The 25,718-nt window shown below is 61.3% G+C and carries 23 protein-coding genes; 8 read left to right on the top strand and 15 right to left on the bottom strand.

Annotation, left to right across the window (positions count from 1 at the left end; translation table 11 throughout):
• Nucleotides 1–61 precede the first annotated feature (61 nt).
• From EWR20_RS06790 to EWR20_RS06810, 5 genes are all read left to right on the top strand, one after another.
• A complete protein-coding gene (locus EWR20_RS06790; protein WP_129359846.1) occupies nucleotides 62–1,543 on the top strand; it encodes a malate:quinone oxidoreductase in 1,482 nt (493 codons plus the stop codon).
• Nucleotides 1,544–1,782: 239 nt separating this feature from the next.
• Nucleotides 1,783–2,853, top strand: coding sequence for a YihY/virulence factor BrkB family protein (locus tag EWR20_RS06795; RefSeq protein WP_129359847.1), 1,071 nt, complete (start codon nucleotides 1,783–1,785; stop codon nucleotides 2,851–2,853).
• Between the two features lie 8 nt (nucleotides 2,854–2,861).
• Nucleotides 2,862–3,701: an alpha/beta fold hydrolase gene (locus EWR20_RS06800; protein WP_129359848.1), complete on the top strand. Its 840-nt coding sequence runs from the start codon at nucleotides 2,862–2,864 to the stop codon at nucleotides 3,699–3,701.
• A gap of 121 nt (nucleotides 3,702–3,822) precedes the next feature.
• Nucleotides 3,823–4,923, top strand: a complete 1,101-nt coding sequence (locus EWR20_RS06805; protein WP_129359849.1) for an S-(hydroxymethyl)mycothiol dehydrogenase — start codon at nucleotides 3,823–3,825, stop codon at nucleotides 4,921–4,923.
• Nucleotides 4,924–4,925: 2 nt separating this feature from the next.
• Nucleotides 4,926–5,579, top strand: coding sequence for an MBL fold metallo-hydrolase (locus EWR20_RS06810; RefSeq protein WP_129359850.1), 654 nt, complete (start codon nucleotides 4,926–4,928; stop codon nucleotides 5,577–5,579).
• 26 nt (nucleotides 5,580–5,605) lie between these two features.
• On the opposite strand, the gene EWR20_RS06815 is transcribed toward EWR20_RS06810, so the two are convergent.
• Genes EWR20_RS06815 through EWR20_RS06825 form a run of 3 tightly spaced genes read right to left on the bottom strand, consistent with a single transcriptional unit; the run spans nucleotide 5,606 to nucleotide 11,237 of the window.
• On the bottom strand, nucleotides 5,606–6,982 hold the full coding sequence (locus EWR20_RS06815; RefSeq protein WP_129359851.1) for an MFS transporter: 1,377 nt from the start codon (nucleotides 6,980–6,982) through the stop codon (nucleotides 5,606–5,608).
• A complete protein-coding gene (locus tag EWR20_RS06820; RefSeq protein WP_129359852.1) occupies nucleotides 6,979–10,074 on the bottom strand; it encodes an AAA family ATPase in 3,096 nt (1,031 codons plus the stop codon). Before EWR20_RS06820 ends, EWR20_RS06815 begins: the two co-directional genes overlap by 4 nt.
• A complete protein-coding gene (locus EWR20_RS06825) occupies nucleotides 10,071–11,237 on the bottom strand; it encodes an exonuclease SbcCD subunit D (protein WP_129359853.1) in 1,167 nt (388 codons plus the stop codon). The genes EWR20_RS06820 and EWR20_RS06825 overlap by 4 nt, the downstream gene beginning before the upstream one ends.
• Before the next feature lie 75 nt (nucleotides 11,238–11,312).
• Between EWR20_RS06825 and EWR20_RS06830 the strand changes: the two genes are divergently transcribed.
• Nucleotides 11,313–12,356 carry an ADP-ribosylglycohydrolase family protein gene (locus tag EWR20_RS06830; protein ID WP_129359854.1) on the top strand — a complete coding sequence of 348 codons (1,044 nt, stop codon included), beginning with the start codon at nucleotides 11,313–11,315 and terminating at the stop codon, nucleotides 12,354–12,356.
• 13 nt (nucleotides 12,357–12,369) lie between these two features.
• On the opposite strand, the gene EWR20_RS06835 is transcribed toward EWR20_RS06830, so the two are convergent.
• The 7 genes from EWR20_RS06835 to clpS form a co-directional block, all read right to left on the bottom strand.
• The gene (locus EWR20_RS06835; RefSeq protein ID WP_129359856.1) at nucleotides 12,370–13,233 is read right to left on the bottom strand and encodes a phosphotransferase family protein; all 864 of its coding nucleotides are present in this window, start codon (nucleotides 13,231–13,233) and stop codon (nucleotides 12,370–12,372) included.
• 15 nt (nucleotides 13,234–13,248) lie between these two features.
• Complete coding sequence (gene rdgB / locus EWR20_RS06840) at nucleotides 13,249–13,914, bottom strand: RdgB/HAM1 family non-canonical purine NTP pyrophosphatase (protein ID WP_129359858.1); 666 nt, start codon at nucleotides 13,912–13,914, stop codon at nucleotides 13,249–13,251.
• Nucleotides 13,911–14,672, bottom strand: coding sequence for a ribonuclease PH (gene rph, locus EWR20_RS06845; RefSeq protein ID WP_129359860.1), 762 nt, complete (start codon nucleotides 14,670–14,672; stop codon nucleotides 13,911–13,913). The genes rdgB and rph overlap by 4 nt, the downstream gene beginning before the upstream one ends.
• A gap of 70 nt (nucleotides 14,673–14,742) precedes the next feature.
• On the bottom strand, nucleotides 14,743–15,537 hold the full coding sequence (locus tag EWR20_RS06850; protein WP_129359862.1) for an MBL fold metallo-hydrolase: 795 nt from the start codon (nucleotides 15,535–15,537) through the stop codon (nucleotides 14,743–14,745).
• A 33-nt stretch (nucleotides 15,538–15,570) separates the two neighbouring features.
• Nucleotides 15,571–16,584, bottom strand: a complete 1,014-nt coding sequence (gene murI, locus EWR20_RS06855; RefSeq protein ID WP_129359864.1) for a glutamate racemase — start codon at nucleotides 16,582–16,584, stop codon at nucleotides 15,571–15,573.
• A 138-nt stretch (nucleotides 16,585–16,722) separates the two neighbouring features.
• Nucleotides 16,723–17,277 carry a DUF2017 domain-containing protein gene (locus EWR20_RS06860; protein ID WP_129359866.1) on the bottom strand — a complete coding sequence of 185 codons (555 nt, stop codon included), beginning with the start codon at nucleotides 17,275–17,277 and terminating at the stop codon, nucleotides 16,723–16,725.
• Nucleotides 17,278–17,281: 4 nt separating this feature from the next.
• Complete coding sequence (gene clpS / locus EWR20_RS06865) at nucleotides 17,282–17,629, bottom strand: ATP-dependent Clp protease adapter ClpS (RefSeq protein WP_129359868.1); 348 nt, start codon at nucleotides 17,627–17,629, stop codon at nucleotides 17,282–17,284.
• A gap of 78 nt (nucleotides 17,630–17,707) precedes the next feature.
• Between clpS and EWR20_RS06870 the strand changes: the two genes are divergently transcribed.
• Nucleotides 17,708–19,018 carry a nicotinate phosphoribosyltransferase gene (locus EWR20_RS06870; protein ID WP_255411252.1) on the top strand — a complete coding sequence of 437 codons (1,311 nt, stop codon included), beginning with the start codon at nucleotides 17,708–17,710 and terminating at the stop codon, nucleotides 19,016–19,018.
• A 74-nt stretch (nucleotides 19,019–19,092) separates the two neighbouring features.
• A complete protein-coding gene (locus EWR20_RS06875; protein WP_129359870.1) occupies nucleotides 19,093–19,728 on the top strand; it encodes an isochorismatase family protein in 636 nt (211 codons plus the stop codon).
• Here the strand turns inward: EWR20_RS06875 and EWR20_RS06880 are convergent.
• The 5 genes from EWR20_RS06880 to EWR20_RS06900 all read right to left on the bottom strand — a co-directional run bounded on the left by EWR20_RS06880 (nucleotide 19,712) and on the right by EWR20_RS06900 (nucleotide 25,662).
• A complete protein-coding gene (locus EWR20_RS06880; protein ID WP_129359872.1) occupies nucleotides 19,712–21,496 on the bottom strand; it encodes a DEAD/DEAH box helicase in 1,785 nt (594 codons plus the stop codon). The genes EWR20_RS06875 and EWR20_RS06880 overlap by 17 nt on opposite strands.
• Before the next feature lie 153 nt (nucleotides 21,497–21,649).
• On the bottom strand, nucleotides 21,650–21,979 hold the full coding sequence (locus tag EWR20_RS06885; protein WP_371811976.1) for a DUF3039 domain-containing protein: 330 nt from the start codon (nucleotides 21,977–21,979) through the stop codon (nucleotides 21,650–21,652).
• Between the two features lie 91 nt (nucleotides 21,980–22,070).
• Entirely contained in the window at nucleotides 22,071–23,648 is a 1,578-nt protein-coding gene (locus tag EWR20_RS06890) for a hypothetical protein (protein WP_129359876.1), read from the bottom strand.
• The gene (locus EWR20_RS06895; RefSeq protein ID WP_129359878.1) at nucleotides 23,630–24,541 is read right to left on the bottom strand and encodes an ABC transporter ATP-binding protein; all 912 of its coding nucleotides are present in this window, start codon (nucleotides 24,539–24,541) and stop codon (nucleotides 23,630–23,632) included. Before EWR20_RS06895 ends, EWR20_RS06890 begins: the two co-directional genes overlap by 19 nt.
• A 152-nt stretch (nucleotides 24,542–24,693) precedes the next feature.
• The gene (locus tag EWR20_RS06900) at nucleotides 24,694–25,662 is read right to left on the bottom strand and encodes a tetratricopeptide repeat protein (RefSeq protein WP_129359880.1); all 969 of its coding nucleotides are present in this window, start codon (nucleotides 25,660–25,662) and stop codon (nucleotides 24,694–24,696) included.
• Between the last annotated feature and the right edge of the window lie 56 nt (nucleotides 25,663–25,718).

Consider the following 25,718-nt stretch of genomic DNA (forward strand, 5'->3'; position numbering starts at 1 on the left):
CGCGAATCCTCGGCGGGAACCCAACCGCGCATCAACGCGGAAATCATCACAGGAGATATCCATAGTGACACAGACTCACACGACCGACGTCGTCCTGGTGGGCGGCGGCATCATGAGCGCGACCCTCGGCGTCTTGTTGAACGAACTCGAGCCGAATTGGGACATTACCTTGTTCGAGCGCCTCGATCGCGTCGGCGCTGAGAGTTCCAACGCTTGGAATAACGCTGGTACCGGCCACTCGGCCCTCTGCGAGCTCAATTACTCCCCCATGAGCTCCGACGGAACCGTGGATCCGTCCAAGGCTTTGAACATCAACGAGCAGTTCCAGACCAGCCGCCAGTTCTGGTCCACACTCGTCGAAGACGGCAAGATTACGGATTCTTCTTTTATCAATTCCGTCCCGCATATGTCCCTGGTGTTCGGTAAGGACCACAGCGAATACCTGAAGACTCGGTACAAGTCCCTGAGCGCCCAGAAGCTCTTCGAGCGTATGGAATTCTCACAGGATCCTTCGCAGATTGCTGAATGGGCGCCGCTGACTATGAAGGGACGCGATTCGAGCGAAACGGTCGCGGCCAATTATTCGCGTGAGGGAACCGACGTCGACTTCGGAAACCTCGCCCGCCAATTCACCGAGCATCTCGAATCCAAGGGCGCGGACATCCGATTCGGTCATGAGGTCCAGGATCTCCGCCAGGAATCGGACGGCTCGTGGAGCCTGCGTGTTCGTAATCGACTCAATTCCGAAGACGACCTGTTGGTCCGCGCGAAGTTCGTATTTCTCGGTGCCGGCGGCGGCGCCTTGCCGTTGCTTCAGAAGTCCGGAATTCCGGAGGGCAAGGGTTTCGGCGGTTTCCCCGTCTCGGGTCTGTTCTTGCGCAATTCCAGGCAGGAAACGGCCTCGCAGCACAACGCGAAGGTATACGGCCAAGCCTCCGTGGGCGCGCCGCCCATGTCAGTGCCTCACCTTGACACTCGGTGGGTCGATGGAAATCGCTCCTTGTTGTTCGGGCCGTATGCCGGGTTCAAGACCAACTTCTTGAAGCAAGGTTCCATGCTGGACCTGTTCAAGTCGGTCAAGCCGGACAACCTCTACCCGATGACTCGGGCAGGCTTGGACAACCTCGGGCTCGTGAAATACCTTCTGACAGAGCTCACCAAAAATCATCAAGCAAAGATCGACGCGCTGCAGGAATACTACCCGGCCGCGGACGGCAGCGAATGGGATCTCATTACGGCAGGTCAGCGCGTCCAGGTCATGCGCAAAGACGCCAAGAAGGGGGGCGTCCTCCAGTTCGGCACCGAGCTCATCACCAAGGGTGACGGGTCGATCGCCGCACTCCTTGGCGCCTCCCCCGGCGCGTCCACGGCGGTACCTATCATGCTGAACCTCGTGAAGAAGTGCTTCCCTGATCGTTTCGACGCGTGGTCCCCCCGTATCAAGGAACTTGTCCCTGCTTATGGTCACAAGCTCAACGACGAGCCCGAACTAGCCGACGAGATCATGGGGCATACCGCCAAGGTTCTCGGCATCAACAACTAGATGCGCTGACCATAGCGTTGTGGTCATCACGGTGCCCGTTGCCTCATTCGAGGCAACGGGCACCTTTGCACCAGGCAGAAGCAAACCGCACGGACGCCGAAACAAGAATTCGGCAACATTCTTCCCAGCGGCGTGGGACACAGTCGGATTTCGGGTACGTTATAGGCAGGCAACATGCGTTGCTCACACCCTGCACCGCGCGATTGAGTCGTGCCCAAGAAACCACGGGATCGTTATTGATGGAGCTATCCGAACAAACAATCCACAAGTCAGAACATACGTCGAAAGCGGCTCATCAGGGCAAGGCCAAAAAGCTTTCCCAGATCAGCAAGCCCGGCTGGGGCTACGTGTTCAAGAGGACGATCAATTCGTTCACGGGCAATGGAGGTACGGACCTCGCGGCCTCGTTGACTTATTTCGCCGTGCTGTCTTTGTTCCCCGGTTTATTGGCGGTCGTCTCGCTGCTCGGAGTTTTCGGAGAAGGTGAAACCACAACACAAGCAATTCTGGACTTCGTTCGCCCGTACGCTCCGGAAGAGCTGATGAGCCTGATCAAGGAGCCCGTCTCCCAGCTGACCAGTTCGACGGGGGCGGGAATCATCGCCCTGATCACCGGTATCGTTGGTGCCCTCTGGACGGCCTCCGGTTACGTCGGAGGCTTCGGGCGAGCTCTGAACCGCATCTACGGCGTGGTCGAGGGGCGTCCCATCTGGAAATTGCGTCCCATCAATTTGGTCGTGACTTTCTTCATGGTCTTGATCGTGGTGGTCATGATGATGGTGCTCTTGCTCTCCGGTGGTGTGCTGCACGCGGCGGGCGACTGGATCGGCCTCGGTGACACTGCGGTCGCGGTGTGGAGCTGGGCGCGTTGGGTCGTGCTGTTGATCCTCGCCGTATCGCTCATCGCTTTGCTCTACTACGCGACGCCGAACGTCAAACAACCCAAACTCCACTGGCTGAGTCCGGGAGCGGCTTTTTCCCTCATCGCGATGGCCGTTGCCGGTGCGGCCTTCGGTTTCTACGTTTCCAATTTCGGCAATTACAACGCAACGTACGGAACCATCGGCGGCGTCATCGTGATGCTGTTGTTCATATGGATCATGAACAACGTATTGCTCTTCGGTGCGGTGCTGGATTCCGAGCTCGAAAGAGCCCGTGAACTCGAGGCTGGCATCCGGGCCGAGGATCACCTGCAGCTTCCGCCTCGCGACACCCGTCAGGCCCACAAACAAGTCGAAGCTCGTCAGAAATTCGTCGACGAGGGACGCAAATTGCGTCTTCAGAATGATCGTTTGGACTATTCGGACTAGGACCCGCCGTGCCCGAACTTCGCTGGACCCGCGTCACCGGCCGTCACGCCGAGGACGCGGGTTTTCCGCCTCTGGTCGCGATCCACGGATTCGCGACGACAGTCACGCAGTGCTGGCTGGCCACTGGCTGGCTGCGTCGACTTGGCAGCTCAAGGAACCTCATTTTCATCCATATGCCGTGGCATGCCGACGAGTCGGTCACTGATGCCCTGAATCGCCTCGATTCCCGGCGGAAGGTCACTCACGGCAGTATTGAGATCGAGGACTCGGCGCGGCACCCCTTGGGCCCTCTCGATGTTCTTGATGCGTTGTCCGAAGCTGTTCGACAGGCCCTCATCTCCAGTCCTCAGGACACAGGTTGGTCCCGGGCGACTTCGGTAGACCTCCTTGGATATTCTCTTGGTGCCAGGCTCGCCTGGGACTTTGCGGCAGAAGAACCGTCCTTGATACGGCGAGTGGCATTGGGTGGGCTCCCCGCCCATGACGGCTTGGTTGAAGTCTGCCGTGTGCTGAGCGCCGGATCCTTCGCAAACGTTACTCGGCCGTCGTCAGCTACGGCCGAAATCGAACAGTTCGTCCACGATTCTGTCTTGGACAAGGCCGGATTGATGCTGTGTGCCGAACGGTTGAGTTCGCCGCCTTTCACCCCGTCTTTCGAAAACGCCCCGAAACAGCCCTCACTTCTGGTGACCGGGCAGGAGGATCAGATCGCCAAGGATTCGGCGGAGCTTCTGCGTTACCTCAACGACGGAGCCCGCTTCATCGAGTTACCGGGCCGCACGCACGTCGATGCTCTGACCTCCGGAGAATTTGCCCGTGCGGTCGTCAGACACCTCGGCGAAGATTAAGCCGTGAAGTGAGCTGACAGACTTGGGCCTGAGACATTGTGGTTGACTGATGTTAACGGTGGCCCCCTGACAAGTGGCACACCGCGACCCAGCCCATTCACTGCTCTCCAAGGAGGCTCTCATGCAGAAGGTCAAGGCCGTTATTTCTCGTGAAAAGGACGCACCGGTCGAAGTCACCACGATCAACGTTCCCGATCCCGGTCCGGGCGAAGCGCTCGTCAAAGTTCTGACCTGCGGGGTCTGCCAAACGGACCTTCATTACAAGCGCGGCGGCGTGGGAGACAACTTCCCGTACTTGCTGGGACACGAGGCTTCCGGCGTGGTGGAAGCCACCGGCGATGGCGTCACCGAGGTTGAGCCCGGTGATCATGTGATCCTGAATTGGCGCGCTGTATGCGGCGAATGCCGTGCGTGCCGCAAGGGCCAGCCTCAGTACTGCTTCGACACGCACAATGCCGAACAGAAAATGACCCTCGAGGACGGTACCGAGCTCGAGGCGGCACTCGGAATTGGGGCGTTTGCCGAGAAGACTCTTGTGGCCGCCGGTCAGTGCACCAAGATCGAGGGCGATCTGGACACGGATCAGTATGGCGCCGTCGGACTCTTGGGTTGCGGTATTACTGCGGGCATCGGGGCCGCGATCAATACGGGGCAGGTTGCACGCGGCGAATCCGTTGCCGTGATCGGTTGCGGAGGCGTTGGTACGGCGGCGATTGCGGGTTCGGCACTGGCAGGGGCGACAAAAATCATTGCCGTGGACATCGATGACGAAAAACTGAAGACGGCCCGCAGCCTGGGTGCGACCGATACGGTCAACTCCTCATCGCACGACCCGGTGGAGACCATCCGCGAATTGACCGGTGGGTTCGGCGCGGATCTCGTGATCGATGCCGTGGGCATCGCCAAAACCTTCGAGCAGGCGTTCCAGGCTCGCGATCTGGCCGGACGAGTAGTCCTGGTAGGGGTGCCCGACCCGGGGACCACACTGGAGCTGCCCTTGGACGAGGTCTTTTCACGCGGCGGCTCCATCAAGTCAGCTTGGTACGGGGACACTCTTCCGTCGAGGGACTTCCCTATGCTCGTCGACCAGTACCTCTTGGGCCGTCTGGATCTGGACGCATTCGTCTCCGAAAAGATCGGTCTGGAAGACATCGAACCCGCATTTGACAAGATGCAGCAAGGAAAAGTTTTGCGATCAGTCGTCGAAGTATCGGAGGCCTAGAAATGGCACAGAGCACCGTCCAGCACGTAGAAACCAGTGGAACCTTCAGCCTCGACGGCGGAACCTGGGACGTCGACAATAACGTATGGGTCGTGGGCGATGCACAGGGTTGCGTCGTGATCGACCCGGCCCACGATGTGGATGCTGTTGCAGAACTGGTCGGTTCCCGAACGGTCGAGAAGATCCTCCTGACCCACGCTCACGATGATCACGCGGGGCTCGCGGTCGAAGCGGCCGAGCGATTCGGCGCGCCTGTGTTCTTGCACGCGGAGGAGCAACCTCTGTGGAAGCTCACACACGGCGAGCCGGCACCGTCCTTCCAGCGGCTGACGGACGGGTATGAGATTTCCGTCGGAGACGCTACCCTGACAGCCATTCACACTCCTGGGCATTCGCCCGGTTCAGTGTGTTTCTATTCGGAAGATCTCCAGTGGAATGGTAAATCGCCGGTTCTATTCTCCGGCGACACTCTGTTCCAGGGCGGCCCAGGCGCAACCGGACGGTCGTACAGCGATTTCCCCACGATCATCGCCTCGATCAGTGACCGGCTCCTCATGCTACCCGAGCAAACGGTTGTGCTGACGGGTCACGGACCCTCCACGACGATCGGCGATGAAGCGCCTCACCGACAGGAATGGATCGACCGAGGCGAATAGGAACCGAAGCTCCTCGGCGGCAATCATCAGCCGCTCGCGCTGTGCTTGCCGCCGAGGATGTCCGATTCGAAATTCCTGCGCCACAGGTAACCGTAGGTGTGGCCCAGGACGAGGTACACCGCGGCGCTGAGGACCGGCAGCAGAAGGGCCGTGTTGTACCCCTGGGAGTCCCCGAGGACCGTTCCCCACACGAGTCCCAGGGCCGTACCGCCCAAAAGGGCTGCGAAGGTTGACGTCATCACGAGGTCCAAGGCATCCGCGGGCGTAATGGCCGTCGCCACGGAATCCGTGACGATCAGGGCGATACCGACCGCGAACCCCAAGAAGATCAGGGCAATTGCCATGGTTGGGATCGATCCGGGCATCGAGGCGGGAAGAGCGACCAGAGTCAATGCGCAGCCCCAGAAGAGCCACGCGCCCCAGGTCCAGGTACGGACTTGGAGAAGGTTGGCTGCGATCGCCGCGACCAGAGAACTGAGTCCCAGGACCGCGTAGAGCAATCCCACCCCCTCGACGGAATCGAAATTCTGGCTCAGGCTCACGAGCGAGGACTGCATGGACCCCAAGAGCAACCCGAGAGTGCCCATGCCGATGACGGGCAACCACATGAGTTTCCGACGGGTTGCATTGTCCTTTGCCTCCTCCGGACTCACATTTTCCGGTTTGGGCAATGGGGCCTCCGCGTGACGAAGCCGAGTGAGAGCGAAAGCGGTCACTGTGACCACGTTGATGGCCGCGACGAGCAGGAGTGCCGCGTGCGCGTGCCACAACAGCGACGCCACACCGGTGACTGCGGCTCCCAAAGCAATCGCGACGACGTCGGCCACGGATTCGAAAGCCAAAGACGAGCTGAGAAGTTTCCGGTCCGCCAGCCGGTGTGATTCATCCGCCCACCGTATTCGGGCCAGAGCTGCTACCGGGGCGGATGTCGCTCCCGTCAGGATGCACCCCGCCAGAAGGCCGGGGACGGAACCCTGGGATGATTGTTGCATCTTGACAGACTCGCTGATGAGCCACAGGATCGAGGCAACGTTCGAGAATACGCAGAAAAGAAGGACGAGTCTCTGGCCGAACTTCTCGGCAATGGCTCCGTATATGGGGACGACTACTGCGATGCTGAGCGCGACGGCACCGGCGGCGAACCCGCCGAGCAGGATCTCATCCGTCCAGGACACGATCATGATCAGGGTACCCAGCGGCAACATAGCCACGGGCAGTCGGGCAATCACGGAAATGGCGAGATACCCCAAGCCGGCTAGGCCGGTGAGGACTCGCAAGCGGTCCATCGTGCTTTCGGAGCGGCGGCCTCTTCGCCCCGCGTCCCCGTGCTCTTTGGGCTGCTCGTCGGCGGGGCGACGTTCTGAGACAACAGACGGTGAGTCGGTCTGTGACGGATTGATCATGCTGTCTTCGACTCCAATGACGAACCGCTGGGGGAACTTTTGATTCTCACGTGCTGGGGAATTCTCGTTTTCATGTCGGCGACATGGCTGACGAGTCCGATGACTCGGCCATTTTCGCGCAAACCGTCGATAGCATCCATGACGCCGTCCAATGTGTCTTCGTCCAGGGAACCGAATCCTTCATCAACAAAAAGTGTATCCACCTCTATGCCCCCGGCGCGTGCTTGGACAACGTCAGCCAGCCCCAGAGCGAGACACAGCGAAGCCATAAAGGTCTCTCCCCCGGACAACGAAGTTGTCGGACGAGCCTCGGAGGTCCATGCATCGAAGATCTCCAGGCCGAGACCGGACTTTCTATTCTTTCCGGCAGCCGCGTCAGTGTGCTGGATGCTGAACCTACCGTTGGTCATCTCGCGCAACCGCACCGTGGCCGCGCCCGCAATTTCCTCCAGCTGAGCGGCCAGGACAAACGTCGTCAGCGACATACGCTGTTGATTCTCTCCGCCGATTCCGGAGGCGACGTCCGCAAGGTCCTTGAGCTTCCTCGCTTTCTCCGCGACGTCGCGTACACGATCCTGCAGGGTTTCGTCCTGCTCGGAGACGCGTTTGATCGAACCCAGACCTTCGCGGAAGACCGTCTCGCGAGACAGCGCTTCTTCATGCTGGCTCGTCTTGGCTTCGGCTTGCCGCCGAGCCTCGTCAAGTCCCTCCGCATCGGGCCGAGTCTCGCCGTCGCCCATACGCGCCAGTAGGGACCGATGCCATGGCGCGTTCCACGCTTCGTCGAGCCTCGCCCTTTCTTCCTCGTCACGGCGCAGCTCCTCCCGCATGGCTTCCAATGCCTGGGGTTCAACCAAATTTTTCTCGACGGTCTCGAGGTCTCCGAATCCGCTGTCAGAAAGAGCCTGCTCAAAACTCTGCTGGAGTGCTCGAGCGTTCTCGCGCAATGCCTCCACATGACCTCGGTGTTGAGTCGTTGACGACCGGTTGTTACGCAATTGTTCGATCCTGCGCTGGATCGTAACCAGCTGGTCCCGGGACGGGACGTTCTTCAAGGCACGTACGGCCTCATCGTAACGACCGTCGAGTTCTTTGATCCGTGAGTCGAGGACTCCGACCTCGAGTTCCACAGAACGCAGCCGCGGCTCGATTTCCCGGATTTCCTCTGCGATCGATTCTTGTTGCCGCTGAACGACCTCGACCCGCCGTTGTTTCTCAACCAGTGATTGATGTTGCTCGGTCGCAGCGCGAGCCGCGGATTCGGCATCGGTCACGCTCTCCATGGCTCCCTGGCTACGAAGCTCCGCTTCGACCCGCTTCAGCTCCGCCGTTTGAGTGAAGGTTTCCTTGGCACGTGCTTCGGCTCTTTCCCGTTCTGCGGCGGCCTGCTCGAGAACCTCTTCCGAGACGAGCGGATCGTCCGACGAAGCGTGCGTTGGTGCCGGCGACGGGTGCTCCTTCGAGCCGCAGACAGGGCAGGGCAGGTCGTCCTGCAGCTCATCGGCCAGCACTCTGACTGCTTGTTGGAACCTGCGGCTCATGAGCTCCTCGACGCGTTGCGAGGCTCTTTGCCGCTGTTTCTCGGCCCGCTCGGCTTCCTCGGCAACCGTGCTGATACGTTCCCGGATGGCCACGATACGGCGCGAAAGTTCCAGGACTTTCGAGGACTCGGCCAGTGCCGCGGAAGCTTCCGGCAAGCCTTTCAGCTCCATTGCGAGCTCATCTTGTTCCTGGGACAGAGCGTCCTTCGATTGCTCGATGGTCTCAAGGCGAGACGCGGCTTCGGAGGCCTGTTTCCGGAGTTCTTCGCGTCTGTCGAGCGGGGCCTGACGGGAGGCCTCGAGATCCTCGACTTCCCCAACACGCCTCAGCAGCTCGTGAACTCGCTCACGGCGCCGATCAAGAAGCGCTCCGTACTTTTCTTCGTCGGCGTCGCTCTCGCCCGACCAATACGCCTTTTCAAGCCTTCTTTCTTCCGCAGTCTCGACGTCGACCGATACTGGTTCCGCAAGCAATGCCCGCGAGCGCGACCGCAGCTCATCGAGCTCCTTCTCCTTCTCTGCCAGAGACCTTTCGCCAAGTGACAATCTCCTCCGTGCCTCGTCTACGGGGACCGCACGTTCCGCGGCTTCAACTCGTCGACGCCGGAGAACAACACGCTCCTCCGATTCGGTCACGATTTGCCGTCGCTCCACGAGGTGGTCGTGTTCGGCCCACTCCCCTAGGCCACGTTGCAAAGCATCCGCACGCCGATTCATTTCGGTCGACTCTGCGCTCAGACGCTTTCGGATCCGGGAGGCTTCCTGTGCCGCCTGCTCGAGACGACTCGCCGCGCCCTGCATATCGATCACCTCGACGTCGCCCGCGCTGTCCAGAAGCCCGTCAGTCGGAATCTCCAGACGCCTCAGAAGGGAAGCGACTTCGACGTGACCCCGTCTGATGTCCGTCGTCAAAGACTTCAATTCTTCGGAAGCGGAGTCGGACCTGTCCTTGAGCACGTCCCGTATTCCGGAGTACAGCTCGACGGGGAATAGCCGGCGCAACAATTTTTCTCTCTCGTCCGAAGTCGCGGAGAGGAACCGGGCGAACTGTCCTTGGGGCAGCATCACGACTTGAGCGAATTGTTCACGGTTCAGACCGAAGATCTCGTTGATGATCTTGCCGGCCTCGTCATGGCGAACGGACAGGACGTCCCATGCGGAGTCCGCGTCGGAGGCATAGCTTTCAACGGGGCGTCGAGAGAGCGTGACTTGCGCGTTCTGGGTCACCCATCCGCTTTTCGCTCGCTTGGAGGGGCGAGACCACTCGGGAGAGCGCCGTATTCTGTACCGCTGACGGCCGACGGTAAGTTCCAACTCGACATAGGGTGCCGTCCCCGGCTGAGCAAAATCCGAGTAGAGGCCTTTTGAGTTCTCCGGGCGCGTTGTGGAACCGTAGAGGGCAAAGCAGATGGCATCGAAGATCGTGGATTTTCCGGCGCCCGTCGGCCCGCTCAATAAGAAGATTCCGGCGCTGTTCAGCGGTTGGAAGTCGATCTTTTCTTTCCCTGGGAACGGTCCGAACGCGCACAGCTCGAGATGGTGAATCCTCATGCCTCGGCTCCCTCGGCAGAGGACGCATCCACATCGGAGGCTGCTCTGCGTTTCTCGGCCTGGCCTACGGCAGAGACGATCTCCGCCCGCTCATACGGATCCAGCTCCCGGCCGCGGACTTGATCGTAGAAGGCCGCGCACGCTTCGACGGGCGATTGCGCCCTGGCCAGGCGGGAAGAGTATGAATTCTCATTCGCCCCGGCGAGATTCGCGAAGTTGAGCTCCAGGGCGTCCGGAAAACGAGTTCTGAGCCGTTCCATCGGGTGGGCCGGGCGTCTTCGGTCGGTCACGGTGATCTGGCACAGGCATGACTCTGCCCAGGAATACTCGGGCGAGGACATGAGCTCTTCGAATTCACCCGTGAGGCAGGCCAAGTCCAGCGTGTGCTCCCACTCGTGGTCTTCGACCGTCAGAGCGTCTTCGGAGGTCTCCAGGAGCCAGAATCCTTTGGTGTGGCGCGCTTCCGAGAAGGAGAAGGCCAGGGGCGAACCGCTGTACCTCACGTTCCCGCGCACAATCTGCCTCCCGTGCAAGTGTCCGAGTGCCGCATAGTCGAACCCATCGAAGAGGTTGGCGGAAACCAAGCCCAGGTTGCCGGTGTCCAGGATTCGTTCCGAGTCGGAGGCCTCGGCCCCGCTCGCGAAACAATGGGCCATGACGATGGCGTGTTGATTCGAGCGCCGCTGTCGATCCGTCGCCGCTTCGGCCACGGCCGCGCCCAGCACCTCGTGGTGAGTGGGGTTCGAACCGAGCTCGGCAGCGGCGGACCGTGGGTCGAGGTACGGGATACCGTAGACCAAGGTGCCGTCCTCCAGAGTCACGGGACGTCGGATGTCCTCAATCCGCGTGCGGAAATGGACTCCTGCAGACTCCAACAACTGTGACGCAAAGCCAAGCCGTGCTGCGGAATCGTGATTTCCGCTCGTCACGACGACCTCGATCTCTTGAGCCCTGAGCCTGGTCAACAGACGCGAAAACTGTTCGATGACGTCGGTACGGGGCGAAGCCTGGTCGTAGGCGTCTCCCGAAATCAGCACCGCCCCCACCTCCAGGTTTTCGCAAACCGAAGCCAGCTCGTTGCACCACAGTTCATGGTCGTGGAACAGGGACCGTCCGTGGAATGAGCGTCCGAGGTGAAGATCCGAAGTATGAAGGATTCTCATAGTTTCAACCTATCCCGCCTGAGCGACAAGTGAGGACCGCACGATGTCCCGGCCCTCGCAGATAGAATGACCCGTATGCCCGACATAGCCAGCCTGCCTTCTTCGCTCACTCCGCTGGATCCTGCCTACGAGGACACCGTGCGTCGCCTCACCACGATTGCTACGACCGTCGCTCCAGCGCTGTCCATCGGGGCCCTGGCCGCGTTGGAGGGCATGAGCGACGTTGTCGAGTGGGCCTCTCACGGACAGTCGGCTGACGAGACAGCATCGATCTGGCTCCAGAATTTCCGGTGGGCTCGAATACTCGATCTCACAATCTCCGATGACGCACCGGTTCCACCAAGAACGGGGTGGGAAGACCTCGTCCTCGACGACCAACCTCGATTCTCACCGCGGCTATCCGAAATCGACCCGGTCAGCGCCGAGGCGCTGGTCCTGGGCCATATGCAGTATCCGGCACGGCATGCGTTCCCCGAGGCGAGTTCGGCGGCTTTTCTGCCGAGACTGACCCCCTTGGCCTTTTATCCCCAGAACTCGGCGCCGCACCTCGGCCAGCTCGCGGCCAACATTACGTCCCTCACGCACGGTTCGCCCGAAGCGCTGGCCTCCGGCATCGCTTGGGTTTTCCTGCTCCGGTATTGCCTCTCGCCAGAGCTATCGGAGGACAGCTCGGACACGGAACGAGTTCTCGACGCGTGCAGGAAAGTGACCGGGTTTCTGCCTCCTTTGGACGGAAATGACACGGAGGTTCCCCAGGGGCTCCGCGCCCAATACGCAGCTACGGGCAGCTCATCGCGCAGCCTCCGGGGGATTTTTTCCTCCGCACCGCTGACCACGGGCGTTCTGAGGGACTACGCGGGACATCCCGGCGCGTCTTCTGTTGACAGACCCGAATGTGTTGAGGCACTGGCCAGCGCAATCGGCAGCGCAGCGGGCTCCTCCTCGCAGCACGGCTCGATTCGGGTCTCCTCGCACCTCGGGCTGGTGTTACGGGAAGCAATACGCTTGGGGAGCAACGGTGATCTGCCCGCTCCCGCTCTCCCCCGGGCCCTGGAATCCTGTCTCGAACGATGGATCGGCGCGATGCACGCCTGGGTCAGGCTCGTTCCGTCCAGGTGAGCGCCCCGGACTATCATCCGGGAAGATGTGCCTTGTGATCATCGAACCAGGCGTCGGTTCGCTCGAGCGATTGCCGAGTGATGGCACCGCCACCGCCATTGACGACGGCATACCCGACGGACTGGAGCGGCATGAGCCGATGCACAATCTTGCCTCGTTCGGCCCAGTCCTTGCCCACGCACTTGGTGATGACGTCCCAACCGTACCAATTTGCGGCGGCGGCGATGTCCCACGACGGGTCGCCCATTGCCGCGTGATCCCAATCGATGACTCCGGTCATCTTGTCCTTGATCCACAAAATATTGTGGCCGGAAAAATCCGAGTGGATGATTCTGGGCTCAACGGGGTCCATCGCTAGGACGTCGTCGATCAGGCGGTGAGCAATCCGCCGGTTTCCCGGAAAGAGCAGCGGGACGACGCGCTCCCGCAAGGTCTTTTCCCAATCATCGCTGCCCCAATGCTGGTGGGCCGGCTCCAGATAAGGTTCGAGCGGCACTGGGTCCATTCCTCCGATGGCGCGCAGCGCTCGGCCGAGAGGTCGAGCGGGCGCCGGCCCGATGTCGCGTGCCTCGCCAGGGATCCAGCTCAACCCGACCGCTGTGAATCCGGATCGGGAGATCACACGCGTCAGCGGGCGCGGAACGGCGAAAGGCAGGTCGTCCGGAAGCGCACGCAGTAGTTGCGTCCTTCTGCCCATCGACTCCCCAGCGCTGAGGGTCTTAGCAACCCTCACGCTGAGGCGATGGCCCGCATTGACGACGATGTGGGCAGAGCCGTTGGAGTGGACGTCCCATTCTTCGGGACCCACGGTCACACCGGCCTGATCCAATACGGCCTTGATGAGGGGGAAGTATCGCATCTGGGCGAATCTGGACATGCGGGACAAGGATAATTACCTCTGTGCGAGATCCGATGAAAGAGCTGCATGGATGTGCGGGACCAGGGCCGTGAAGGCTCGGGCCCGATGGCTGATGGAGTTCTTGATCTCGGACGAGATCTGGGCCGCGGACAGTCCGGCGTCTTTTCCCTTCAGCTCGCTGGGAGCGAATATTGGGTCATAACCGAAGCCGTTCGTTCCGGTGACCCGATGCAGCAAACGACCGGGCATCTGCCCGTGCTCGACGGCTTGGAATCCGTCGGGTCCGGCCACGCTGGCGGCGCAGTGGAAATGAGCACCACGGTGCTCATCCGGGATGTCGCTCAGCTGGGCCAGGAGGAGTTCGACATTCGCGGCATCATCCCCGTGAGTTCCCGACCATCTGGCCGAGAAGATTCCGGGTGCGCCGTTCAGAACATCGACGCACAATCCCGAGTCGTCCGCGACGGCCACCAGTCCGGTGGCCTCGGCGACGGCGTGGGCCTTCAGAAGCGAGTTCTCGGAAAAGGTTGTCCCGGTCTCAGCAACATCCGGTGCCTCGACGGCGCTCGCATCAACGACTTGCGTGTCCACGTCGAGCCCGTCGATGCGGTCCCGAAGGATCTCCCGGAGCTCAACCAATTTGCCCGTGTTGTGGCTCGCCAAGACGACGAGCGGGGTGCCCTGCTCGGTCGAGGTCATACTGTTTCTTCCAAAGTCTTCTGCTGGATCGCTGCCAATTCGGACGTGCCTGTCAGCGCCAAATCGAGCAGGAGGTTGAGCTCGTCCCGGTCGAAGGGCGTGCCTTCGGCCGTTCCTTGGACCTCCACGAAGGAACCAGAGCCGGTCACGACCACGTTCATATCGGTCTCCGCCCGGACGTCCTCGACATAAGGAAGATCGAGCATCGGGGTGCCATCAATGATTCCCACGGAGACAGCGGATACCGAATCGGTCAAGGGAGACTTCCGCCGGTTGATGATGCCTTCGCGCTGGGCCCAAGCAATTGCTTCGGCGAGCGCAACGTAGGCGCCCGTGATGGCCGCGGTGCGAGTGCCGCCGTCGGCTTGCAGGACATCGCAGTCCAGGACCACGGTGTTTTCGCCGAGGGCCTTGGTGTCAATGACCGCGCGCAGTGAACGGCCGATCAGTCGCGAGATTTCATGCGTCCGACCGCCGATTTTGCCTTTGACGGATTCGCGCGCCGAACGCGTATTCGTTGCGCGGGGCAGCATTGCGTATTCCGCGGTGACCCATCCTTTGCCTTCACCCTTGAGCCAGCGCGGTACGCCCTCGGTCAAGGAAGCTGTGCACAGTACCCTGGTATTTCCGAACTCGATGAGCGCCGAACCTTCGGCATTCTGAGACCACCCTCGCGTGATGGATATGGGCCTCAGTTCGTCGACGGCTCGCCCGTCTGCTCTCGTAGCGGCTTTGTTCGGGGAAGTCTGAGAAGTCATGCCTTCACCATACCGCCGGAGGCGCTGAATAGCTCACGATGACTCAAGCCCTCAACGACCGTTTCCCTGCTTATGACGGACCCACCGTGTAGTCGGACAGTGGCGTTACGATCTCCGCCGCTCCGTGGAAGAACTCACGGGCCTCCGCCAGAACGATTTCCTTGTCGTTCCACACGGGAAGATGCGTTAGCAGAAGCCGACGGGCATTGGCCTCTCGCGCAGTTTGACCGGCTCTAGCACCGGTGAGATGGATGCCGCGCAGGTTGTCGTCGCGCCCCTCCATATAAGCGGCCTCGCAGAGAAATAGATCCGCGTCCCGCGCCGCACGAGTGAGTCCCTCGCACGCATCGGAGTCCCCCGAATAGGCCAGGACGACGTCGCCCTGGGGACCGTGCTCGGTCACACGCAGGGCAAAAGGATCCTGAATGGGGTGAACAACGCGGAAAGGCTCGACGGTCAAGGGACCGATGTCCACCGGTTGGTTCTCGGCCCATTCGTTGAACCGGAACTGATCCTTGAGACCCGGCTCCGGCGGCATACTGTGCGTGCGTGCGAGATATTCGTCGGTTCCCTGAGGGCACCACACATCGATGGGACCGGTTGACCACCCACGCGGATCCCAGCGCGCGGCAATATAGAGCCCGGCGAGGTCAACGCAATGATCCGGATGAAGGTGGCTCACGAGCACGGCATCGATCGTGCTGAGCTCGATGTGGCGCTGGATCTCTCCGAGGGCACCGCTTCCCATGTCCAGGAGCACTCTCCAGGTCTTCCCCGAGGAGTCCACCGAAGACACCAGGTAACAGGACGCAGGGGATTCCGGACCGGCGAATGATCCGGTGCAACCGATGATTTTCAGTTCCATGATGTTCCTCTTGATCCTTCGGGGATCTCGTAGTTAGCGGGAATCGCTCCGCGGGAGCTCTGCTGGGGGTGTGGAATCCTCGGGTCCGCTCGGGGCCACATTCACTCGAGCATGGTTCTGATGCTCGGGCGAGACGACGGCGAGCGAAGCCGTGGGATAGGACTCGGCGATACTCGTCGAATGTCGGACCCCGGTCACCGCGGGCCCCAGGAACCGTTGAGCTATGTATTGGAAGGCCTCGGGGTCTCCCGTGGACACGAATTCGTGCTCCGGAGGGGTCGCTTCCGTGCGGAGAAGGTCTTGATTGGTCAATGCCCGGAACAGGTCCTTGGCGGTCTCCTCCGAGGAGGTCACCAAGGTCACTCCATGGCCGAGCACATAGGAGATGACGCCAGTGAGAAGAGGATAATGAGTGCATCCCAAAACGACGGTGTCCACGCCCGCGTCCTGGAGCGGAACGAGATGACGCTCAACCGTTTCCAACAGTTCCGGTCCGGTCGTGATGCCTCGCTCGACGAACTCCACGAATTCAGGACACGCTTCGGACCAGATTTGAAGGTGAGGCGCGGCGGCGAAGGTGTCTTCGTAGGCTCGGGAGGAGATCGTCGCCGCGGTACCCAAAACACCGATTTTTCCGTTACGCGTGGCCGCCACGGCCCGCCGAACGGCCGGCTGAATCACCTCGACGACCGGGATTCCGTACTTCCGCGTGTAGCGTTCCCGGGCGTCCCGCAGTACCGCGGCGGAGGCCGTGTTACAGGCGATGACGAGGGCTTTGACCCCTGAATCGACGAGATCGTCCATGACCCTCAGAGCGTTGGCCCGGACTCGGGCAATCGACAGGGGGCCGTACGGTCCGTTGGCGGTATCGCCCACGTAAATGATTTTCTCGTGAGGCAGCTGGTCCATGATGGCTCTGGCGACCGTGAGCCCCCCGACCCCCGAATCGAAGACCCCAATGGGCGCGCCAGGGGTAGGAGACGCAGGTGCGGTACTCCCCCACGCGGTGAGGTTCGAAGGTTCAACGGAAGGATGTTGGCTGTTCATGTTGCTTTCGAGGGTAGCGGTAAGTGACCTGATCAAGTGCATCGACGAGGCTTCCCGCCGAACAATGCGTCGAACTTCACCCTGGTCAGACCGCAGAGGATCCGCAGGCCAACGCGCGGAATCAGAGTACTTCGGACGTCAGTCGAGGTCTGAGAGCATGGCCTCGACCAAGGAGTCCTGCAACCACGAGACGAACTGGTAGACCAGCGACATATAGGACTCCACATCGTGCGCCTGCGACCAGTCACTGTACGAAGCAACCCGTTGTGCATCGTCCTCCGAGTCGATACCGAGGCGGGTCGCCAAGACGAGCCGGACATCGTTGAGGGCCGAGGCGAAAGCCATGGAGTGTTCGCGGTCCAGATGCAATTTGGGTGATTCGCAATCCATGGCCGCCATGCGGAGGTTGCCGATTTTCGCTTCGCGCACAGACCGTTCCGTCAGCCGGCGGAATTCAGCGGCCTCTTCGTCATCGTCGCTGGCCTGCGGCAGGAGGCGGGCCAGCGCGGGGTCCTCCGGCACGTCCACATCACCTGAAATGCCTACCATTTTCGCGAGAGGGTCCTCGTCGTCGGGCGTCTCGGGTTCGAGAGTAGTAATGACGTCCTGGAACAGCTTGATGAGCAGTTCGCGCTCCGGCCCTTCGAGGCCGCCGCTGATACCTTTGCGCCCGTTTCGGAATTCTTTGGCCATCGTCTTATCCGCCGTCCTTGTCGAATGTCGCCCACAGACCGTAGCCGTGCATTGCGCTGGTGTGCCTTTCTGCTTCTTCCCGGCCACCGGTGAAGACGACTGCTTTGCCGTCTTGGTGAACGGCCATCATGAGCGAACGGGCTTTGGACTCCGAATAGTGGAAGTGCGCCCGGAAAACGTAGGTCACATAGCTCATGAGGTTGACCGGGTCATTCCAGACGATCACTCGCCACGGGGTGTCTTCCGTGGGTCGTTCAAGAAGCCCCACGTCGCTGGACGGGGCTGATTCTGGGGACGTTTCCGCGGCAGATTCACTGGCCACGGGCAGATTCTGTGCAGACTGGCTGACCATAATGGACAATCTTAGACGTTTCGGGTCGCCCGCGTCTGCCACATTTGTTCCGATGTTGTGCCTGGGTAGGCTTGAGGGGTGAGACCAGACTCCCCCGCGCTCCTGACGGACCATTACGAACTGACGATGTTGCAAGCCGCAATTCGTGCCGGTATGCACGAAAGACGTTGCGTCTTCGAAACCTTCACGCGCCGTTTGCCGGCTGGCCGGCGGTACGGAGTCCTCGCGGGAACGGGACGTTTCCTCGAGGCGCTCGAGAAATTCACCTTCGACGACGAACAATTGGCCTTTCTCGAGGAACAACGGGTCGTCGACGGACCGACCCTCGAGTACCTCGCCGGTTTCCGTTTCTCCGGTTCCATCCGTGGATACAGGGAGGGCGAGGCGTTCTTCCCGCATTCGCCAGTCCTCCAGGTCGAAGCGCCTTTTGCCGAAGCATGTGTGTTGGAGACGCTGCTCCTGTCCATCCTGAACTTTGACTCCGCCGTCGCGTCGGCTGCTTCCCGTATGACCGGAGCTGCAGGAGACAGGCCATGCCTCGAAATGGGCTCTCGCCGTGCGCATGAGGAAGCGGCGGTCTCGGCCGCCCGCGCGGCGGCAATCGCTGGGTTCGTCGGAACCTCCAATCTGGAGGCCGGACGTCGTTACGGAATCAACACCATCGGGACCTCGGCCCACGCGTTCACGCTCTTGTTCGACGACGAGGTATCGGCCTTCCGCGCCCAATTGGATTCCTTGGGACTGGACACGACGCTCTTGGTGGATACCTACGATGTCGAACAGGCCGTGCGGACGGCCGTCGATTTGGCGGGCACCGAACTCGGTGCGGTCCGTTTGGACTCCGGTGACCTGGTGGCGCAGGCCTTCGCCGTCAGGGATCTTCTCGATACGCTGGGCAATCGGGACACCAAGATCACAGTGACCTCCGACCTGGACGAATACGCGATCGCCGGTCTCGCCGCGGCGCCAGTGGACTCATACGGCGTAGGAACACGCCTGGTCACTGGATCGGGGGCACCGACGTCGTCGATGGTCTACAAAATGGTCGCGCGCCAGGACGCCAATGGTGACTTGGTGTCCGTAGCAAAACGATCACAGGGTAAGGGCTCGATCGGCGGTGCGAAGCACGCGGGCCGTCGTCGTGATCGCAAGGGTACGGCAACGGCCGAAGCCATCGCCCTGGATCCTGCCCTGCTCGAAGCCGACGATTTCCGCCCGCTGATGCACACGCTCGTTGCCGACGGCGAAGTGTTGCCGGGTGCCACGGGCCCAGATGGTGTCCGCGCGGCGGCCGAACGCCACAGGCAATCGACCCAAGAGTTGCCCCGCGCAATTCGCAGGCTCTCGGAAGGCGAACCAGCGCTTCCCACGGAGTTCCTCGACCACTAATCTTGACCCCCAGAATATGGCGGCGCCAGGACGGCTGTGCGTCTGCCCCCCCCCTCTTCCGCGGAAGGACCAGTATGACAAGAGCACTCATCATCGTCGATGTCCAAAACGATTTCTGCACCGGCGGGCCGCTCGAAACCGGGCGTGGTTCCGAAGTCGCCTCTCTGATCTCCGGATATCTGCAGACCCACCACGCCGCATACGACGTCGTGGTTACGACTCAGGATTGGCATATCGATCCGGGCGCCCATTTCAGTGACAAGCCCGACTTCAAGAATTCCTGGCCGGTACATTGCATCGCGGACACGGCAGGTTCCGCGCTGCATCCGGACCTTGAGACGGACTACGTCGAGGCCTATTTCCGCAAAGGTGAGTATGAAGCCGCCTATTCCGGATTCGAGGGACTTTTGGCCCCTGAGGAATCCGTGATGACCGGCGAGCATGAACCCGGCCAGATGCCGGAGGACACGCTCAAAGTCTCGCTCGACGACTGGCTCCAGGAACAAGACGTGACCGACGTGGACATCGTCGGCATCGCGACCGATTACTGTGTGCGGGCCACTGCCCTGGACGCCGTGGACGCGGGGTACGAGACGAGGGTCCTGGTCGACTTGACCGCCCCTGTTGCCGAGGATTCCGCGGAGGCAGCGATTGAGGAGCTCGAAGACGCCGGCGTCGACGTGATCGATTCTTCTAGCGTCGGCCGATGAACCAGTTCTGCAATTTGTCGATACGAGCCTGGATCTGCTCCGCGGTCGCCTGAGCGACGGGAGGGCCTCCGCATTCGCGCCGTAACGCATTGTGGACCGAACCGTGAGGTTCGCCTGTGCGGGCGGCCCAGGCCGAGACGTTTTTCGCCAACTTCTGACGCAGGTCTTTGAGCTGTCGGTGATCCGGCACCGACGATTGAGCGGGCCGTGGAGCGCTTCCTGTGGACTGCTGATGACGTTGCTTCAGAAGGGTTCCGACCTGATCAGCATCCAAGAGACCAGGTATCCCGAGGAAGTCCTGGTCGTCCGAGCCTACTTCATAGCCGTGATAGTCCTCGCCGTCGTAGAGAACCCCGTGGAACGACGCCTGTGATCCAATGGCCTCGAACTTTCCGGAGGCCAAACGGGAACTCGCCTTCTCCTCCTGATTTGCCTCGTCGATCAGGTGGTCGTCCAGACCTTCGTCGGCGGCGATGATTTGTTCTTCGTCCGGAGTATCCTTCAGATCCAGCGCGTGGTCCCTTTCCGCCTCCATCTCTTGGGCCAGGTACATCAGGACCGGGACCGAAGGCAGGAAGACGGACGCGGTCTCGCCACGTTTACGGGCACGCACAAAACGTCCGATCGCCTGCGCAAAAAAGAGGGGGGTCGAGGTCGACGTCGCGTACACGCCCACGGCCAGACGAGGCACGTCCACTCCCTCTGAGACCATGCGCACGGCGACCATCCATCGATCCTCGGACTCCGAGAATCGATCGATCTGGTCCGAGGCGGTCTTGTCGTCCGAGAGCACCACAGTCGGTCTGGAACCAGTGATCTTTTCGAGTCTCGCGGCATATGCGCGTGCGTCTTCGTGATTGGACGCTATGACCAGGCCCCCGGCATCGGGAACGGTTCGACGGACTTCGGTCAATCGGCTGTCCGCTGCCGCCAGAACTGAAGGAATCCATTCGCCTCGGGGATCCAGCGCAGTGCGCCAGGCCTGAGCGGTGATGTCCTTGGTGAAGCCTTCGCCCAGATCGGCCGCCATTTCCTCGCCCGAACTGGTCCGCCAATGCATCTTGCCGGAATAGGCCATGAAGATCACCGGCCTGACCACGTGGTCCGCCAAGGCCGGCCCATAGCCGTAAGAATAATCCGATTGCGAGCGCAGCAGCCCTTCCTGGTCTCGTTCGTACGTGACGAACGGGATCTGGGAGGAATCCGAACGGAACGGGGTACCGGTCAGCGCGAGCCGACGGTGCGCAGGGTCGAAGGCTTCTTTCAGTCCGTCGCCCCAGGACAAGGAGTCGCCTGCGTGGTGGATTTCGTCCAGGATGACCAAGGTCCGCGCGTTCTCGGTACGCGCCCTGTGGAGGAGCGGCTTGTTAGCCACCTGGGCATATGTCAACGCAACACCCAAATAGCCTTGGGCGTGGTGCCCGTCGGAGTTCTTGAAGTTGGGGTCGATCGCGATACCGACTCGGGCGGCGGCATCGGCCCACTGGGACTTCAGATGGTCGGTGGGGGCGACGACGGTGATGCGCGAGATCGTCCCTCGGTCGAGAAGTTGTTTTGCCACGCGCAGCGCAAAAGTGGTCTTGCCCGCACCGGGGGTCGCGACGGTCATGAAATCGCGCGGCTCGGTATCGAAGTATTTTTCCAGCGCCTCGGCCTGCCACGCACGCAGTTTCGGTGCCGTGCCCCAGGCGGCGCGATCAGGATAGGCCGGGGGAAGGTCGGCGGCTGCACCACCGAACAATGAGGGCTGGGAGAGGTCTTCGGGCACTGGTGTCTGCTCACTCCTGAAGATGATCGAGGATCTCTGGCCGTGATGTTCGCACCACGGCAAAGACGCCGCGCACTGCGACGGCGTCTTGCTCTTGTTGCCGCTCCGCGCGGCGGGTGGAAGGGTCAGCCAGGGGCTGCCACTGCTCTGGCTCTATTCGTCGTTGTTCTTGTCGTCGTCCTTGCCTCCGCGCATGGATTCATAGATCTCTTTGCATTCCGGGCACACGGGGAATTTCTCGGGGTCGCGTCCGGGTGTCCAGACTTTACCGCACAAGGCGATGACCGGGTCGCCCGAAAGGGCTGACTCCATGATCTTTTCTTTGCGTACGTAATGGGCAAAGCGCTCGTGATCTCCGGGCTCGGCGAGCTCCCGGGTTTCTTCACGCTCGATGGTTGCGGTCCCGCCACCTGGGGTGGTGCCGTAACCGGTGTCATCGAGCGGTTCGGACGAGGCGAATACGTCAAGGGGTCGGTCAAACATCATGGGGATATTCTACGCCTGTACCCCAGACGTTCTGAATCGATGAGCTCCTTCATCACGTCCGGGGCACTTTAGCGTCAACCGCGCTGGACTACTGGAAACGCGTCAGGTCCTGGTACAGCTCGGGAGCGCGACGCTCATACCAGCCTCCACCGATTCTGACGCCCAACCAGAGCACCAAGGAACCGTAGATCGGTCCGACGAGAAGGATGATCCAGTCAAAGACTGCGTTTCCGGTAACCATCGAGAGGATCAGGAGGATCCACACAGGCAGCGCCATCACCACGATCAGGAGGCTACCGACCATTTGGACCAGGGCGTTGGCAAGGCCCGCATTGTTCTTCCGAGACTTCCAGGGGCTCTCCCCCGGCGCTGCGACCGGGAGTGCATACCGTACCGACACGCATGCCCCCACGCCGAGACCGGCCAGAAGCAGACACAGCCCCAAACCGAGGTTGGCCGGAATCCCTCCCGGATTGCCTTGGAGCAGCATCGCGATGACCGATACCAGGACCACGACCGGCACGAAGATGACGGACATTCCGATGGAACGGCCCCACCGATCTTGGGCTCCGGTGATCGGTGACGTGAGGTGGAGAGCAAATGCGGTGTTGTCATACGACACCGAATAGGTGCTTTGCCATGCCAGCATCCAGCCGACCAAAGGGGCGACGATAGTCAACGAGGCGCCGCCGTTGGACATCCCCGTGAACCAGAAGACCACCAGAAAGCCGGGTGCCACCAGCAGGTTCAGATTGAGGCGCGGATCCTTGAGGTAATACGTGGCCGTTTTCGCGGCGATCCCACCTGCCTGTGTCGCAGGGAACCGCGAGAAGAGCCCCAGCCATTTACCGGATTTGGTTCTGCCGCCGGATGCCCCCGATGCATTGCCCACATGGCTGGTTTGGTAGGCGATGACCTTCTGCCAAAGCAACAATGCCCCGGTGGTATAGAGAGCGGTGACCACTAATCGCAGGACCAGAACGAACCAGGCACGCTGGGCGACGTCGCCCGGAATCGCCCACGCCGCGCCGAATGGCGTCCATCCGACGACCGAGGCGACAGTGCTGATCCAGGTGGGCGAGAACAGTCCTTCGGTCAGCGTTCCGACCAAGGGTCCGGCGCACAGGAGTGCCAGGAAGAAGACGGCACCGATCCCTTCGGCCAGAAAACGTTTCTGGCGTATGGCCATCCCAAGCGCGCTCATAAGCCGTGAGCAGATCATGAGGAGCACGAAACCAATGACACCCGCGAGGATGGCCGCTGCCACCGGGAGCGGTGATGTCCAGCTAACCGCGGGGAAAAATGCCCCCACCAGCGTCATCATGCCGAAGATGCTGATGAATGAACCTAGGAGTTGCCCACCCAATATCTCCTGCGGTTTGAGCGGATAGGGCGCCAAGAGATCAGGGTCGAGCGTCGAGTCCTGGCCGGTGGCGACGACGGGCACGATGCACCACAGTAATGTCACCACGGCACCGAGAATCACCGCGCTACCTTGAGCGGTCGAGGCCTCGCCACCACGTTGGACCATGAAGATCGCGAAGACCATGAAGAGTCCGAACAGCCCGTAGATGCCGCCAATGACTGTTCCCGCGAGCGCCCAGCCACTTCGTTTCAGGGACGCTACGAAGTAGGCCCATTTGAGACTTAGGAGGTTCCCAACCATGAAATCCCCTCCGATTCGACGCGGCCGCCGACCAGCTCGACGAACTTGTCTTCCAGGCTCGAGCCTCCACGGACCTCCTCGACTGTGCCTGAGGCGAGAATATGGCCTTCGTCCATGATCGCCACGTGATCACACATGCGTTGGACGAGGTCCATGACGTGACTCGAGACAACGACTGTCCCGCCGTGGCGCACGAATCCGGCCAGGATGTCTCGAATATTCGACGCGGACACTGGGTCCACGGATTCGAATGGTTCGTCGAGCACCAGGACCTCGGGCGCGTGCACCATTGCCGAAGCGAGGGCGACCTTCTTGCGCATGCCAGCGGAATAGTCGGTCACCGTTTTGTTGGCGGCATCGGTCAGATCCATCGCGCGCAACAGGTCGTCCGTCCGTTCCAGGACGGTCTCCTTGTCAAGTCCGTGCAGGAGGCCTGCATAGGTGATGAGTTGGCGACCGGTCAGGCGGTCGAAGAGGTGAACGCCGTCCGGCAGAACACCCACGAGCTTCTTCGCGTCACGAGGCTTTTCCCAAACGTCCACCCCACGGATGGTGACGGCGCCCCCAGTGGGTCGCAGCAGGCCCGTCGCCATGGACAGCGTGGTCGTCTTGCCCGCACCGTTGCGGCCGACGAGCCCGTACATCGTGCCGGAAGGAATGTCCAGGTCGATTTCGTGGACGACCTCCCTGTTCCCGAACACTCGAGTCAGGTTCCTGATCGATATCGCTTGCCGGACGATGCCAGGCTGGGCCGGCGCGATATCGGAATCGGTATTGGTCGGGATCTGTCGGTCCTGGACTGAGGGAGCCTCTTCTCCGAAACGGGGAGGTTCGCCTGCTCCGGGAGAAGACCCTGGTTGAGGGCTTTCTGGGTAGTTCTCATCGCTTTTCATGGCTAAATCACATCACACTCCCATAACGGCGTCATCAACCCTGGGTCGGAATCCGTTCGAGAGATGCACCGAACCGGGAACGCCCGGAGGGCCACCAGCGCCTGGCTGATGGCCCTCCGGGCGTTGCGGAGAGAATCCGAAGCGGCCTTTGCCTAGAACAAGGCCCTCATGAGGGCCCCGCGAGCCTTGACCACGCGCTCGTCCTCGGCCCCGACCACCTCGAAGAGGTCAAGCAAACGCTCGCGCACGGTGTCCTTCGTCTGTGCATCGGAACGCTGGATCAGCCGAATCAAACGGTTGAAAGCATCTTCGACGTGACCGCCCGTGACGTCGAGGTCCGCAACAGTCAGTTGCGCTTCAATGTCCTCCGGGTTGGAGGCCGCGGCTTCCCGGGCCTGTGCCAAATCCTCGTTGTCGACGCGTGCGAGGAGCTCGACGCGCGCCAATCCGATTTTCGCGTCGTGATCCGCAGGCTTGTCGCGAAGCGCTTCCCGGTATGCATCGGCCGCGGTCGAGTAGTCCCCCTGCTCCATCGCGTCCTGGGCCTTCTGATGGAGTGGGGGAAGAGGAGCAGGCTCGGTGCTCTCAGGTGCGGCGGGCACCGGTTCAAAGGTGCCGGTGATCTGGGCCTGTTGAGCCAGTTGAAGAACTTGGCTCAAAAGCGCCTGAACCTGGTCGGCGGGAACGGGTGAATCGTACATCGGCGCCGGACGCCCGCCCAGCATGGCGACGACGGTCAGCGAACTCTGGGCTTGGAAAGCCTGGGCGATTTCGGGTGCCTGATCGATGTCGACCGCAGCCAGCAGGAGACGGCCACCGGCTTGGTTGATGAATTGTTCGAGCTGACGGACGGAATCCACGGCTTGCTGGTCTGCACCGCGAAAGAGGGCGAAGATGACCGGTCCCTGACCGGAGAGTTGGGCTACTTCCTGGAACTGCTCCGTCGTGGTGACGTCTCGGCGGTAGGTCTGAGCCCCGCCCGCGGTGGGCTGTCCGGCCGCCCGCTGCGTATCCGCGCCGCTCATCTGCGAGAGATCCGGTGCGGAACGGACCGATGCCGGAATGTTTTCTTCGGGCTGCGGCTCTTGAGGTTCGGCGTTACCGAATGTTCCTGAGGTCATGGCGTCATTCCTTTCCCGCTCGGGGGTCCCGAGGTGAAGCAACTTATTTCCTTTAT

Source organism: Rothia uropygioeca (assembly GCF_004136585.1).
GTDB lineage: Bacteria > Actinomycetota > Actinomycetes > Actinomycetales > Micrococcaceae > Rothia.

Bases quoted from the DNA above. Each gene is read 5' to 3' on its own strand.
- EWR20_RS06795 (WP_129359847.1), top strand. From the start codon at position 1,783: ATGGAGCTATCCGAACAAACAATCCACAAGTCAGAACATACGTCGAAA.
- EWR20_RS06805 (WP_129359849.1), top strand. From the start codon at position 3,823: ATGCAGAAGGTCAAGGCCGTTATTTCTCGTGAAAAGGACGCACCGGTC.
- EWR20_RS06810 (WP_129359850.1), top strand. From the start codon at position 4,926: ATGGCACAGAGCACCGTCCAGCACGTAGAAACCAGTGGAACCTTCAGC.
- EWR20_RS06815 (WP_129359851.1), bottom strand. From the start codon at position 6,982: ATGATCAATCCGTCACAGACCGACTCACCGTCTGTTGTCTCAGAACGT.
- EWR20_RS06820 (WP_129359852.1), bottom strand. From the start codon at position 10,074: ATGAGGATTCACCATCTCGAGCTGTGCGCGTTCGGACCGTTCCCAGGG.
- EWR20_RS06825 (WP_129359853.1), bottom strand. From the start codon at position 11,237: ATGAGAATCCTTCATACTTCGGATCTTCACCTCGGACGCTCATTCCAC.
- EWR20_RS06830 (WP_129359854.1), top strand. From the start codon at position 11,313: ATGCCCGACATAGCCAGCCTGCCTTCTTCGCTCACTCCGCTGGATCCT.
- EWR20_RS06835 (WP_129359856.1), bottom strand. From the start codon at position 13,233: ATGTCCAGATTCGCCCAGATGCGATACTTCCCCCTCATCAAGGCCGTA.
- rdgB (WP_129359858.1), bottom strand. From the start codon at position 13,914: ATGACCTCGACCGAGCAGGGCACCCCGCTCGTCGTCTTGGCGAGCCAC.
- rph (WP_129359860.1), bottom strand. From the start codon at position 14,672: ATGACTTCTCAGACTTCCCCGAACAAAGCCGCTACGAGAGCAGACGGG.
- EWR20_RS06850 (WP_129359862.1), bottom strand. From the start codon at position 15,537: ATGGAACTGAAAATCATCGGTTGCACCGGATCATTCGCCGGTCCGGAA.
- murI (WP_129359864.1), bottom strand. From the start codon at position 16,584: ATGAACAGCCAACATCCTTCCGTTGAACCTTCGAACCTCACCGCGTGG.
- EWR20_RS06860 (WP_129359866.1), bottom strand. From the start codon at position 17,277: ATGGCCAAAGAATTCCGAAACGGGCGCAAAGGTATCAGCGGCGGCCTC.
- clpS (WP_129359868.1), bottom strand. From the start codon at position 17,629: ATGGTCAGCCAGTCTGCACAGAATCTGCCCGTGGCCAGTGAATCTGCC.
- EWR20_RS06875 (WP_129359870.1), top strand. From the start codon at position 19,093: ATGACAAGAGCACTCATCATCGTCGATGTCCAAAACGATTTCTGCACC.
- EWR20_RS06885 (WP_371811976.1), bottom strand. From the start codon at position 21,979: ATGTTTGACCGACCCCTTGACGTATTCGCCTCGTCCGAACCGCTCGAT.
- EWR20_RS06890 (WP_129359876.1), bottom strand. From the start codon at position 23,648: ATGGTTGGGAACCTCCTAAGTCTCAAATGGGCCTACTTCGTAGCGTCC.
- EWR20_RS06895 (WP_129359878.1), bottom strand. From the start codon at position 24,541: ATGAAAAGCGATGAGAACTACCCAGAAAGCCCTCAACCAGGGTCTTCT.
- EWR20_RS06900 (WP_129359880.1), bottom strand. From the start codon at position 25,662: ATGACCTCAGGAACATTCGGTAACGCCGAACCTCAAGAGCCGCAGCCC.